The sequence below is a fragment of the Chryseobacterium sp. BIGb0232 genome, from assembly GCF_024810195.1.
GTDB classification, from domain to species: Bacteria; Bacteroidota; Bacteroidia; order Flavobacteriales; family Weeksellaceae; genus Chryseobacterium; species Chryseobacterium pennae.
Map to the genome: position 1 here is coordinate 13,091 of NZ_JANUEH010000016.1, position 13,960 is coordinate 27,050.

Consider the following 13,960-nt stretch of genomic DNA (forward strand, 5'->3'; position numbering starts at 1 on the left):
AAATACAATGAAAATAGAAATCTGGTCGGATGTTATGTGTCCGTTTTGCTATATCGGGAAAAATAATTTTGAACAGGCACTGGAAAAATTGCCATTTAAAGATGAAGTAGAAGTAGAGTGGAAAAGCTTTCAGCTAGATCCAACCTTAGATGCTCATAAAACTCAGGATACCATCCAGTATTTCAGAGAGAAAAAAGGAGTTGCTGAAGCTCAGGCTACACAGATGCTGGCTCAGGTGGCTCAAATGGGAAAAGGAGCAGGGATCAATTTTGATTTTGGAAAGACTTTAATCATCAATACTTTCAGCGCACACAGGCTTCTTCATTTAGCTAAGAAGTACAACAAATCCAATGAAATGGAAGAAGCATTGTTTATCGCTCATTTTACTGAAGCTAAAAATGTAGGTGATCCGGAAGTTCTGATTTCGCTTGCTGAAAACTTAGGGATTGATAAAGAAGAAGCCAGAGAAGCAGTTACTACCGATCAATTGGATTACGAGGTAAATCAGGATATTATGGAAGCAAGAAACAATGGCGTTTCAGGAGTTCCTTTCTTTGTTCTGAACGGAAAATATGCAGTTTCAGGAGCACAACCTGTAGAAGTGTTTGAAAATGCATTGCAACAGACTTATAAAGAAACAGTAAGTCCTTTCAAAGATCTCTCCGGAGACAGCGGAGCTTCCTGTGATGCTGATGGATGTAGCATTTAATATTTTAAAAACCCCAGGTTATTAGCTTGGGGTTTTATTTTAATCATACTATTTCAAAAACATCAGAATAAGTATTAAAATAACCAACATTTCTAAAATCCGGTAAAACTCTCGTATCTTTGTAAAACAGTATAAATCTATATTCTTTAATGATAAAAATTAATAATGAAATTCATTATCCCATCGCAGACACACTTTTTGTTTTTGCACTGGATTCTGAAGCAGGAACAGTATTTGACGGGAAAAATAAATTAATAACTGGAATAGGAAAGGTAAATGCAGCTATAGAGCTTACCAAAGAAATTCAAACCAGAAAGCCTAAATTAATTGTAAATCTGGGTTCTGCCGGAAGCAAAGGATTTCATAAAGGGGAGGTGGTTTGCTGTACAAAATTTATCCAGAGGGATATGGATGTAAGAGGTCTTGGATTTAAAATGTATGAAACTCCATTATCAGGAGTTCCGCCTGTGTTAGAGTACGGCCTGAAGATGGATAGTTTGAAGGAAGGAATCTGTGGTAGTGGTGACAGTTTTGAGATGAATCATTCTGAAACTGATTATAATATTGTAGATATGGAGGCCTATCCTTTAGCATTAATCGCACAAAAAGAGAATATTCCGTTTCTATGCTTAAAATACATTTCTGATGATGCGGGCAGTGATGCTGCTGATGACTGGAGCGTACAGGTTCATTTGGCTTCTGAAGCATTTAAAAAAATATTATTTTCATAAAATCTATTCAAAAAATGACATCAATAATCATCAACAAAGCTTCTGCCGAAGATACAGATTGTATACAGAAGCTGGGAATTCAGACTTTTACTGAAACCTTTGCTGAAGACAATACCGAAGAAGCCATGGAAAAATACCTAAGAGAAAGCTTTAATACAGAAAAGGTAAGATCTGAACTGAACAATCCGGACTCCCATTTCTATATTGCCTGGGAAGAAGACAATTCGGTTGGCTATCTGAAAGTCAATTGCAGTAAAGCACAGACTGAATTACAGGATGAAACCGGTCTTGAAATTGAAAGAATCTATGTAAAGAAAAGCCACCATGGTAAAAAAGTAGGTCAGCTTCTTTATGATCAGGCATTGAAAACTGCTCAGCACCTCAATAAATCATATCTGTGGCTAGGTGTTTGGGAAGAAAACCTGAGAGCTTTAAACTTTTACAGGAAGAACGGGTTTGTTGAATTTGATAAGCATACCTTCAGGCTTGGTGACGAGGAGCAGACCGATCTGATGATGAAGAAAATATTGGATTAAATTTTCCTGCACTTTAAATTTGTATCAATATTATTAAACACTTTCCATCCAGGTATAATTCAAAAGTTATTTCTTTGATATGATGAACAATTCAGAATTCTTAAAAGAAATTAATACCTATTATCCTCTATCAGAGAAAACTACAGCAGCTCTGATGGATATCTGCAGTGAAGAACATTTTCAAAAAAACGAACTTCTTCTGGAATCCGGAAATATGGCCAGATATTATTACTTTATAAAATCCGGTTTAATAGGATATTATATGACTGATGAAGCAGGAAGTTCTATTTATAAGATCTTTTTTGAAGAAAACAGTTTTGTAGCTTCTACCGCTGCCATCATCAAAAACGTACCCAGTGATTTCAGTATCATTGCTCTTGAAGATTGCTCAGTCATTAAATATCCGGTTAAAATGTATCGGGAATTATTGGAACAATATCATGATCTTGCCCTTTTTCATATCAGGTATCTGGAGAAAAACTGGGTGGTAAAAAAGGAGCCCCTTGAAGTTTCTTTAAAATTTGAAACCGCAAAACAACGGTATTTATTATTGCTCGAAAATAAATCCCTGTACAACAGGCTTAAACAGCATCATATAGCATCATATTTAGGGATTACCCCAACTCAGCTCAGCCGTATAAAAAAGGAAATCAACAGATAATATTATCGTTTTCCGAATTCCATGTTTATATTTTAAACAAAACTATTTATTTGTAAAATAATTTTTCGTAATACAATTTTTTGCATGGTATATTTTATTATTTTTACATTAAATCCCTTTATAGGGAAATAATTAAATTAATAAAACCAAAACCATGAAATTAGGTCATACTTATTTTTATCATCCGGAATATGCTGAAACCAATGAGTTTGTTATCAAGCAATTTGAACAGCAAAATGTATCTATGCAAAAGATTCAGAATGCATTGGGGCGAAGCAATCGGTATATTGTAACTGAAGACTCTGAAGAGACAACATTGTCTATGGCAATACATGCAGCAAAAGGAGTACTCAGAGAAAGTAATACTTCCGTTTTGGATATTGATATGATTGTATTTGTAACCAGCACTTCAGAACATCTCATTCCTTGTGATGCTATCAAGATTCATCATGCATTACAAGGCAAGGCCAATACACTGTGTTATGACATCAATGCCAATTGTATTGGAGCCTTTGTGGCTTTGGACCAAATTACAAAATATCTATCCATATCCGATACTGCCCAAAAAGCATTGATAATATGTTCTGAAAAATTATCTGGTATTGTGGATTCTGAAAATCCTGTAACGGCATTTTGCTTTTCGGATTCTTCTTTTGCCTTTATTGTAGAAAAAGATGACTCTTCTTCAGGGTTAATGGATGTTCTCTACCATACAGACAGTAGTATCTGCAATACGGTACTGTTTCCTCCTAACGGATATTCTTGTTACCACCCTAATGATGTCACTTTATGGGATAAGAGCTTCGATGGAAGTGGGAGTGTCAACTTTGCACTGAATGATATGAACAGTTTTTTAGAACGCAACCATCTGAGCATTGAAAAAATCGACTTGTTTTTATTTTCTCAATTTTCATTAAAAAATATTAATATTATTAGTGATCATTTCAATTTACCCCCTGAAAAGGTTCCTTTCTATTCAAGAGAAGTAGGATATACCGGTTCTTCAAGTCCTTTTCTGGCACTGCATCAATACCGGAAGAATGTAAGAAAGCTGCAAAAGGGGGAAAATATTCTCATCTGGACACTTGGGGCAGGCTATCAGGCAGGCTTAATGCTTTGGAAATACTAATGCTCATAAATGCTTAAAGAAATAAATTAACAAAAGCGTCAACAAATGTTGACGCTTTTCCTTTTTTTCCGGTGCAACTTTGCTATGTCATAAGATTATGGAACCATTGATTATTTAAGTAAAAGATCTTAAATTTATATACGATGTATTTTCATGATCTGCTCATCATTAATTAAATTTAAAAAGTATGAAAAAGTTAATCAGCATTGTTGTTTTAAGTGTTTTTGCACAGTTTTCAGCACAGAAGGTCATTCATGAGGAAGTTTTCAGTCCTAAAATGAATAAAAAGATCAAAACCATTATTATTACTCCGAATTTACAACCCAATACAACGTATCCATCCGTATATATTCTTCATGGTTTCAGCGGAAATCCGGACAGGATCATTAAAGAGGATATTCCGGATATCGTTAAGAAAGCTCAGGAGTATAAAACCATTTACGTTTTGCCTGATGGGAATTACAGTTCATGGTATGTAGACAGCCCGGTTGTTAAAGATTCCCAATACCAAACCTTTATTGGAAAAGAACTTGTTGAATTTATTGATAAGAACTATCCGGTAAAAAAGGAGAAAAAGTTCAGAGGAATCCTGGGATGGAGTATGGGTGGCTATGGTGCCACAAATATTGGTGTTACCTATAACAAAACATTTGGAATTGTGGGAAGTTCATGTGGAGCTTTAGACTTTAATGTATTCGGGGAAGGGTATAATAAATATATGGTGAATAAAGTACTTGGTCCTTTAGAATCAATAAATCCCAACTTCCTTACAGACAGCAAAATCAAATTAATGGAAACAGCCGGACAACGTTATATTTTCGACTGTGGAACTGAGGATGTTCAGATGATCGGGCAAAACAGAAAATTTCATACCAAGCTTACGGAACAGAAAATCCAGCATCTTTATACAGAATCCTTAGGTGCTCATGATACTCAATATTGGAGCCGTTCACTTTCTGAGCAGCTCACTCTGTTTGACAAATATTTCAAATAGAACAGGTCATTAAAATTTTACCATAAGATCCTTTTTAAGCATTGCCTTAAAAAGGATTTTTTCGTTGTTAACGAGCTTAGATTATCCAAAATTCATTACTCTTTAGATTATCAATTAAAAAGTTAGAGTTATTGTGATTTATTTCTATCTTTGTTTTTAATTATTCCAAATAAGAATAAATTAAAAAACTAATGAAACATTTTCTTGCAAAGCCTTGCTTCAACCTATTGATTTCCTTCAATATAAACTCAATAAAGACAAGTGATAACTCCACTTATTCGTTTTAAAACACTTATAAAACCTATATGAATAACTCCTTTATTCTTCCACATCAAACAGCAGGTAGGATGATGCCCCTGTTTTATGTAACTCAATTTTTAATAATCTTAAGAAATGATACATGGAAAATTTTAGAACTTAAATGCTACTGAAGAACTTTATGAAATTACAATTCAAACACATGAAAAACAATATACTTCTACAAAAACAATAACATGAAAATACTTAAAACCTCTATATTACTGTTAACTCTTACTCTATTTCCCCCTGCTTTATCTGCCCAGCAAAGTGAGCGCATCCATGGGAAAGTTCTGGTTTCTGAAAAATTACCTATAAAAAATGCTATTTTAAGACTTGTTAATACCTCTTATCAGGCAAAAACCAATCATCAAGGTGATTATTACTTTGAGAATGTAGCTCCTGGTGAATATACGCTTCAGGTAGTCTTAAATGATATTGAGCTTATGCAGGAAAAAATCCGGATTGAAAAGGATATTTATGAAATACCTACCATTTTCGCTCCTACACAAAGCAATGAGATTGAAGGAATTACAGTATATGCCTTCAGCCGAAACAAATTCCTGACTAAAGACAGTATCTCCGTTTCAAAAATGCCTTTGAAAAATCTGGAAAATCCACAGGCTTATACAAGTATCAATCAACAAATTCTGAAGGAGCAGCTTACCTATGATGTTTCGGAAGTGGTAAAAAATGTTCCCGGTATGGTAAAAATGCAGGGAAGTCCGGGAAGAGGTTCCGGAGACGGAAGCTTTTACTACAGCCTTAGAGGTTTTCCTACAAAAATATCAATGGTGGACGGAGTTCCGGCAACTACCAATGGAGAAATAGATCCTTCGGATATTGAACGTATTGAAGTGATTAAAGGTCCATCCGGAACATTGTACGGAGGTGCTGTTACTTCATTTGGAGGGCTTATCAATCTTGTAACCAAAAAGCCAAAAGATTATTTCGGTGGTGAAATTTCTTATATGCTTGGAAGTTACAACCTGAATCGTGCAACTGTTGATGTTTACGGACCGATCACAGAATCCAGGAAGACATTATTCCGTTTGAATGCTGCTTATCAATACCAAAACGGTTTCAGAGATTCTGAATTCAGAAAGTCTTTTTTTGTTTCACCAACGTTGAGCTATCAGGTAAATGACAGGCTGAAATTCAGCCTGGGAGCTCAGATTTATAATTACGAAGGAACAAATACTCCCATTATTTTCCTTCCAAGAGGGCGTGCATTTCTAGCACATACTCCCGATGAGCTTGGATTTGACTGGAAAAGATCGTATTCTAATAATGATATGACTTTGAAGGCTCCATCTACCAATGTAAAAGCTGAGATTAACTATAAAATTTCAAATAACTGGACCTCACAGACTCTTGTTTCAAGAAACTACAGAAAAACTGAAGGTTTATATCAGTATCAGTTTATCAGAGGAAAAGATAATGATACCCAGCTTGAACGCAATGTACAATGGCAGAATTCTGAAGCAGCCTCTACAAGTGTTCAACAGAATTTCAACGGGCAGTTCAACATTGGAAAAATAAAGAATAAGGTTCTTATTGGCCTAGATTATTTAAACCAATCTCTGAACAATAACCATTCACCCATCATTAAATATGATACAATTAACGGACAAAATCCCGGAATTAAGTACGGTTTTATCTCCAGAGATCTTGCTTTGCAGAAAATACAGGGGTCAAAAGCCGCACTTACCAGAACTACAACCTCAAGTAATGTCTATGGAGCTTATCTTTCTGATGCTATTTATATCACAGACCGATTAATTACGTTGTTGAGTTTACGTGTGGACCATTATGAAAGCAAGGGACAACTGGATCTGAATAAAAATACCCGTTCCGGAGATTTTACACAAACAGCATTATCACCTAAAGTAGGAGTTGTTTACCAAATCTTTAAGGATCGTTTATCAGTATATGGGAACTATATGAATGGTTTCAGTTATACACCCCCTGTTAACCAGGAACTTACTGATTATAGTGGAGTTATGAAACCCCAAAAAGCCAATCAATGGGAAATAGGATTCAAAGGAAATCTTTGGAAAAACCGTTTGAATTTTACAGTAGGATATTATGATATACAGGTTGACAATATACAGAGAGTAATTGAAGTCATTAGAAATGGAAAAAGCTTCGGTGCTACCATTCAGGATGGGGAGCAAAGAAGTAAAGGAATCGAAGTAGAGATCATTGCCAATCCTATTCAGGGGCTTAATATCATGACTGGATATGCATACAATGACAGCAAATTCGTTAAAGCTGAAGCAACAGTAAACGGAAGACGTCCAGGTTCTGCAGGACCAGCTAACGTATTTAATTCCTGGGTAAGTTATACTCTTCAATCCGGCAGTTTACAAGGGCTTGGCTTAGGCTTTGGAGTTAATCGTGTAGGGCATCAGCTCAGTGAGAATAAAACAGACACAGGAAAGTTTACCTTCCCGGCTTATACTCTTGTGAACGCTTCTGTTTCTCTTGAAAAAGAAAGATATAGAATTGGTTTTAAAATGAATAATATTGGGAATGTTCAGTATTTTGCAGGACAGGGAGTTATTGTTGCCCAGATGCCTCGAAATTTTGTTGCTGAGGTAAGTCTTAAATTTTAATCATGAAACTTACATTGAGAAAAGCAGCCCTTCAATTACATCTATGGCTCGGATTAACATCCGGGCTTGTAGTTGTAATAATGGCGGCTACCGGATGTATTCTTGCTTTTGAAGAGGAATTAAAACATCTCGTACATCCAGATAGGTATTTTATAAAAACTGTTGGAGACAAAAAATTATCTCTTTCCGAACTTTCATTAAAAGCTGAAAAAGCACTTCCTGACGGACTCAAAATCAAAAGAGTTCAGATTTCTTCTGATCCATCAAGAACTTATGTGTTCCGGACTCTTAAAATGGACAATGATGCATTGACCTATTGGGGGACTTATCTTTATTACTACCGGGTTTATATCGATCCCTATACGGGAAAAGTTCATGAAGTGGAAGATGCTAAACATGATTTTTTTGAAATAGTACTGGACCTTCACAGAAGACTGCTGTTAGGCGAAAAAATAGGAAAAACCATTACAGGATATTCTACACTCATGTTAGCTATTATTCTTTTTTCCGGGCTCATCATATGGTATCCTAAAAAGATGAGTAAAAATATGCTTAAGGGCATGTTTTTCATTAAAACTTCAGCAAGCTGGAAAAGAGTGAATTATGATCTTCACAATGTCCTGGGGTTTTATGCTATAATTCCTTTGATTCTCATCTCTTATTCCGCACTCATCTGGAATTTTGAAAACGTAGATAAATGGGTAAAAAATACTTTGAATGGAAACGTACCAACTGAACAAAAGGCAAAGAGCAGCATTCCTTCAGAAGAGTTTACAAACCGGGAATTTATTTTGAACAGCATTGGCGAAAAAGTAGAAAAAGATCTGATTAATAAAAAATCAGCACTGATTAACTTCCCAAGAACAGATGAAGGGACTTATTATGCTGAATTAACCTACGGAAATAAGCAATATCAGAATGAACAATATAATTTTGACCAGTATTCCGGAAAAATATTAAAACATCAGGCTTATAAAGATGAAAAAATAGGGTATGGTACTGCCTTACGAGAAAGAAATTATGACCTGCATACAGGAAGTATCTTCGGAGTCACCGGACGAATTATGTATCTTTTAGCCGGAATGATTGCTACTTCGCTTCCTATTACCGGATTCATCATTTATGTAAACAGAAAAAAGAAGAAACCAAAGAAGAAACTTCAAATCAGGAACAAGTAAATACCATCAGTCTCTATCATTGTAGAGGCTTTTTTTATCTGAAATATTGGGTGTTCTGCGAAAGAATTTCAATACTTCTTTCCATTTCATCAAAGCTCAGGTCTCCAAAGCCTAATCTCATTGCAGTAAGATTTTTATTCTGATAAAGCAGGGTTTTGGGGATAAAGAGATTATCCTGGGCACATTTCCGGCTCAGCTGCATCAGATTAACAGGGATTTTCCATTCCGTCCAGATCGCAAGGCCTCCGGAAGGCTTTTCAAAAGTGATCACCTCTCCAAGATTTTCTTTGAGCAAGGCACTGAAATGATCCCGCCTTTCCTGATATACCTTTAAGGATTTTTTCAGATAACGATTGATTTCTCCTTCTTCAATCATTTCCCCCAATGTTCTTTCCATCAGGATATCGCCCTGTCGGTCTATAATTCCAAGGTGTTTCCGCATTTCTACCATCAGATTTTCAGGAGCAACAATAAATCCGGTCCTGAACCCCGGAGCCAATGATTTCCCGAAAGATCCGATATAGATCACCATTCCGTTGGTATCTGCACTCGCTAAAGGCAGAATCGGGCTTTTATCATAATGGAATTCGTAATCATAATCGTCTTCTAGAATAACAAATCCGTATTCATTGGCCAGCTCAAGTAACTCCAGTCTCCGCTGTGCACTTAAAGCCACTGTTGTAGGATAATGATGGTGCGGGGTAAGATAGAGCATTCTTATTTTATTTTTCTGACAGGCTTCTCTGACACTTTCTACAATTATTCCGTCTTCATCAATCGGAAGGGTTACAATATTTACTCCTGCTTTTTGAAAGATCATATTCACTGAAAAATAACTCAAGTCACCTACCAAAACGGTATCACCTGAAGACAAAAGGATTTCGGAAACAATATAAATACTCATTTCTGTACTTCGGGTAATCAGAAGATTGTTCTTTGAAATAGGTAAGCCGCGGGAAAGATTAAGGTATTGAGACAGATGTTCCTTGAAAAATTCACTTCCATCATGATTATAATGACCAAAAACTTTCTGATTGGATTTCCGCTTAAGAATAGAACTGTAAAACCGGGAATGCTGCCCGATCTGGGTAAGCCTGATATCGGGAACCCCATCATTAAAAACATATTCACAGTCCGAATGCTCAAAGGGATTATCCAGAATATTGGAGGTTTTAAAAGTAAATCCTGTGCTCTTAGGATAATTTTGAAGGTTGTTTTCTTCGAAGTCCTTTACTTTTATGGGCTTTTCCTGATCTTTTCCAATCACAAACGTTCCTTTGTTCGGAAAACTTTCTACCCAACCTTGTGCAGACAGTTCATCATATACCGCCACAGCTGTATTTCTGTGTACATCCAGTATCTCACTGAAGGCTCTGGTTCCCGGAAGTTTGGTTCCAAATGGTAAGAAACCTCTTTGGATGGCATTCACCAATTGATTAGCGATTTGTAAATAGATAGAAGTCTCTGATTTTCTATCTATTTTAATAAAACTTTCATAAGGAATCTTAACCGGACTATCCATAATATAAAAACTGGCACCATGTAACCATCCGGCAATATACTACTTTTGACATCAAAATAAAAATCTATGGAATTTCATCATCTGCTTAAAAGAATAGTACAGGATGGCAACACCCATGCTAAATGGCTAAACACTCTTTCTTTTATGGAAAATGCCGGCGCAAGGAAAATATCAAAATGTGAACATCCGGTAATGGTTACGCTCATTCAGCTTAAACATGCGGCTGAGGAACATCGCCACGCCTACTATCTTAAAAAACAGATTGGAAAAATAGATCCGGAACTTTGCAAAACTTATGAAAACAAAGAATTACTGGCTCCTATAGCAACCCGGCAATATCTCCATTCATTGGATATTAAAGCCTGCAGGTACCTTCAGGATGTTTTTCAGCTGACTAAAGAAGAGCTGAAATATGCTGCTTATCTCTTTGTTACTTATGCTATTGAGGTTCGTGCTGATGAACTTTATCCAGTGTATCAGGAAATCCTTACAGAAGAATCTTCTAAAATCATGGTAAAATCTATTATTCTGGAAGAAGAAGGACATCTGGAAGAGATGATTAATCAGCTTAATGAATTTTCTGAAAACTGGCAGCTGCATGCAGATCATATTCTGGAAATAGAAAAAGACCTGCATCAGCAATGGATCAATGCTATTACGGAAGAAGTGGCTCAATTGGATTATGCTTAAAAACATCAACCGGTTTGAGGAGGCGCTTCACAAAAGAAAGCAGGAGGGGATATTAAGAACGCTAAAACCAAAAGCTGAAGGGATAGATTTCTATTCCAATGATTATCTGGGATTAGCTCAAAGTAAAGACCTTCAAAGGATTATGCTGGAGAAGATCCATGAGAGTCCTCAGCTGCTTTCGGGAAGCACAGGTTCCAGGCTCATTAGCGGAAACAGCAGAGTGGCCGAATCTGCAGAGATTTTTATCGCTGAAAAGCATAGGTTTCGGGCTGCATTACTTTTTCCGTCGGGTTATACTGCTAATCTGGCTTTATTTTCAACGCTCCCAGCCCGCCATGATACGATTATCGTGGATGAACAGATACATCGTTCCGTACATGATGCCTGTAAAATGTCAAATGCCAGAAAATTGAAATTCAGGCATAATGATCCTGGGCATTTGGAAAGGATTTTAAAAAAGCAGGAAGGACATTGCTATATCGCGGTAGAAAGCCTTTACTCTATGGAGGGAGATCTTGCTCCTCTCAAAGAGATTACTGAACTGGCAAAGAAGTATGAAGCCAGTTTAATTGTTGATGAAGCCCATGCATTCGGCGTCTTCGGACATGGCCTGGTGAATAAATATGGTTTGGAAGATCAGGTTACAGCTAATGTAATCACTTATGGTAAAGCATTGGGAGCTCATGGTGCAGTAATACTTTGTCATGACAGTATCAAATCTTATCTGGTGAATTTTGCATCTCCATTTATTTATACCACTTCTGCACAGGACTTCCAATGGATGAGGATAAAAGAAGGTTACAATTTCTTAGAAAATCATCAGGATTTACCCCCTCAGCTTCAGGAAAACATAAAAATATTCAGAAACCAAAGGGTAGAATCTCCATCTTCGGAAACAAGTCCGATTCAGGCTATAATCATTGCTGATAATGAAAAGTTGAAATCCTTACAGAAAGCATTATCAGGCGAAGGATTTTTAACCTATGCTATTTACAGTCCAACCGTAAAAGAAGGAACTGAAAGGCTGCGGATCTGTCTCCATCATTTTAATACTGAGCCGGAGATTATCAGGCTTACAGAAATTATTAGAGATTTCATTTAAATAAGGAAAACCAAATCCATGAAATACAACTTAAGAACCCGAATGAAATTATTTATAACAGGAATAGGAACTGAAATTGGAAAAACAGTCTGTTCCGCCATTTTAGTACAATATTTTAAAGCAGATTACTGGAAGCCTGTACAATCTGGAGACCTGCATAATACAGACAGTCATAAAATTGAGACATGGACAGATGATACATTATGCTATCCGGAAACTTACCGCTTTCAATTGGCTGCATCTCCACATCAATCTGCAGGAGCAGAAAATATACGGATAAAGCTTGAAGATTTCCAACTACCGGAAACTCAAAATTCTCTGATTGTAGAAGGTGCCGGCGGACTTATGGTTCCGCTTTCGGATGATATTTTTATGATTGATCTGATTGAAAAGCTGAGGCTTCCTGCAGCTCTTGTAGTGAGAAATTATTTGGGTTGCATCAATCATACTTTACTCTCTATAATGGCCCTGAAGCAAAGAAACATCACATTGGAATATCTGATTCTTAACGGAGACTTTCCTGTAGATACAGAAAGAGTGATTTCAAACTTTATTACGGTTGAAACAAAAATTATCAAAATTCCGGAAATAGAAAGTACGAATAGGGAACATGTTAAAACGACTGCAAAACAATTAAAAATAACAAAATTATGATAATGGACAGAACAACAATCAGAAACAACTGGACCAAAGAAGAAATAGAAGAAATATATCATTTACCCCTTATGGAGTTGATTTATAAGGCTGCAACCGTACACCGTGAGTGGCATGACCCTTCTGAGGTACAGATCTCAACTTTATTATCCATCAAAACCGGAGGCTGTCCGGAAGACTGTTCATACTGCGGACAGGCAGCACGTTATCATACCAATATCAAAGTACAGGCTTTGTTACCAACTGAAACCGTAATTGCTCATGCTCAAAAAGCCAAAGACAGTGGTTCATCCCGTTTCTGTATGGCGGCGGCATGGCGTGAAGTGCGTAATAACCGTGATTTCGACAGGGTTATTGATATGGTAAAAGGGGTGAATGAATTGGGGCTGGAAGTATGCTGTACTCTGGGAATGCTTACCGAAAAGCAGGCTGTAAGGCTTCAGGAAGCAGGATTATATGCTTATAACCATAATCTTGATACTTCTGAACAGTATTATGAAGAAATCATTTCTACCAGAACCTTTGATAATAGAATCAATACAATTAACAATGTCCGAAAAGCGGGAATCACGGTGTGTTCAGGTGGAATTATCGGCTTAGGGGAAACACACAGAGACAGAATTTCTATGCTGTTGACATTAGCTACTATGCCTAAACATCCGGAGTCTGTTCCTATCAATGCTTTAGCTAGAGTGGAAGGAACTCCATTGGAAGATAACGAGAAAGTAGATACCTGGGAAATGATAAGAATGATTGCCACTGCAAGAATCGTGATGCCTTCTTCCATGGTAAGGTTAAGTGCAGGGCGTATAGAAATGACAGAAACGGAACAGGCATGGTGTTTTATGGCAGGTGCTAACTCTATCTTCACAGGGGAAAGAGAAACATTACTGGTAACTCCTAATCCGGGTGTTTCTGAAGATATGCAAATGCTGGAAACTCTTGGATTAAAGCCGATGATGAAAAAAGAAACCTGCTGTTAAGACAATTATAAATGATGAGTTTCTGGATTTTAATATTTAGCGGTCTTCGCGTTAATTTTAGATGATTGATACAATTTAAACGCTAAGGCCGCAAGAATGCATAATAGAACTGCATATTTTTTGTTCGCAAAGGCATTGCATTCAGCAGAGACAGTA

Annotated in this window: 13 protein-coding genes; 12 read left to right on the forward strand and 1 reads right to left on the reverse strand. The window is 36.7% G+C overall.

Annotation, left to right across the window (positions count from 1 at the left end; all coding sequences use genetic code 11):
• The first annotated feature begins 7 nt into the window (after positions 1–7).
• The 8 genes from M2372_RS24020 to M2372_RS24055 all read left to right on the forward strand — a co-directional run bounded on the left by M2372_RS24020 (position 8) and on the right by M2372_RS24055 (position 8,853).
• Positions 8–709: a DsbA family oxidoreductase gene (locus M2372_RS24020; protein ID WP_123321612.1), complete on the forward strand. Its 702-nt coding sequence runs from the start codon at positions 8–10 to the stop codon at positions 707–709.
• 149 nt (positions 710–858) lie between these two features.
• Positions 859–1,440: a nucleosidase gene (locus M2372_RS24025; protein ID WP_123321613.1), complete on the forward strand. Its 582-nt coding sequence runs from the start codon at positions 859–861 to the stop codon at positions 1,438–1,440.
• A gap of 14 nt (positions 1,441–1,454) precedes the next feature.
• Positions 1,455–1,976, forward strand: a complete 522-nt coding sequence (locus M2372_RS24030) for a GNAT family N-acetyltransferase (RefSeq protein ID WP_123321614.1) — start codon at positions 1,455–1,457, stop codon at positions 1,974–1,976.
• Positions 1,977–2,058: 82 nt separating this feature from the next.
• Complete coding sequence (locus M2372_RS24035) at positions 2,059–2,637, forward strand: Crp/Fnr family transcriptional regulator (protein WP_123321615.1); 579 nt, start codon at positions 2,059–2,061, stop codon at positions 2,635–2,637.
• A gap of 154 nt (positions 2,638–2,791) precedes the next feature.
• Positions 2,792–3,766 carry a 3-oxoacyl-[acyl-carrier-protein] synthase III C-terminal domain-containing protein gene (locus M2372_RS24040; protein ID WP_123321616.1) on the forward strand — a complete coding sequence of 325 codons (975 nt, stop codon included), beginning with the start codon at positions 2,792–2,794 and terminating at the stop codon, positions 3,764–3,766.
• A 187-nt stretch (positions 3,767–3,953) separates the two neighbouring features.
• Positions 3,954–4,760 (forward strand): alpha/beta hydrolase family protein, encoded by an 807-nt coding sequence (locus M2372_RS24045; protein WP_123321617.1) that lies wholly within the window; start codon positions 3,954–3,956, stop codon positions 4,758–4,760.
• Between the two features lie 494 nt (positions 4,761–5,254).
• A complete protein-coding gene (locus M2372_RS24050) occupies positions 5,255–7,675 on the forward strand; it encodes a TonB-dependent receptor (RefSeq protein WP_123321618.1) in 2,421 nt (806 codons plus the stop codon).
• Between the two features lie 2 nt (positions 7,676–7,677).
• Entirely contained in the window at positions 7,678–8,853 is a 1,176-nt protein-coding gene (locus tag M2372_RS24055; RefSeq protein WP_123321619.1) for a PepSY domain-containing protein, read from the forward strand.
• Positions 8,854–8,887: 34 nt separating this feature from the next.
• Here the strand turns inward: M2372_RS24055 and M2372_RS24060 are convergent, their stop codons facing one another.
• Entirely contained in the window at positions 8,888–10,375 is a 1,488-nt protein-coding gene (locus tag M2372_RS24060; RefSeq protein ID WP_123321620.1) for a PLP-dependent aminotransferase family protein, read from the reverse strand.
• Positions 10,376–10,441: 66 nt separating this feature from the next.
• On the opposite strand from M2372_RS24060, the gene M2372_RS24065 reads away from it, so the two are divergent.
• From M2372_RS24065 to bioB, 4 genes are read left to right on the forward strand one after another with little or no spacing between them, the layout of a single operon-like run.
• Positions 10,442–11,065, forward strand: coding sequence for a hypothetical protein (locus M2372_RS24065; RefSeq protein WP_123321621.1), 624 nt, complete (start codon positions 10,442–10,444; stop codon positions 11,063–11,065).
• Positions 11,058–12,167 (forward strand): aminotransferase class I/II-fold pyridoxal phosphate-dependent enzyme, encoded by a 1,110-nt coding sequence (locus M2372_RS24070; RefSeq protein WP_123321622.1) that lies wholly within the window; start codon positions 11,058–11,060, stop codon positions 12,165–12,167. Before M2372_RS24065 ends, M2372_RS24070 begins: the two co-directional genes overlap by 8 nt.
• Positions 12,168–12,185: 18 nt before the next feature.
• Positions 12,186–12,821 carry a dethiobiotin synthase gene (gene bioD, locus M2372_RS24075; protein ID WP_228455807.1) on the forward strand — a complete coding sequence of 212 codons (636 nt, stop codon included), beginning with the start codon at positions 12,186–12,188 and terminating at the stop codon, positions 12,819–12,821.
• Entirely contained in the window at positions 12,818–13,804 is a 987-nt protein-coding gene (bioB, locus tag M2372_RS24080) for a biotin synthase BioB (protein WP_123321623.1), read from the forward strand. The genes bioD and bioB overlap by 4 nt, the downstream gene beginning before the upstream one ends.
• Positions 13,805–13,960 lie beyond the last annotated feature (156 nt).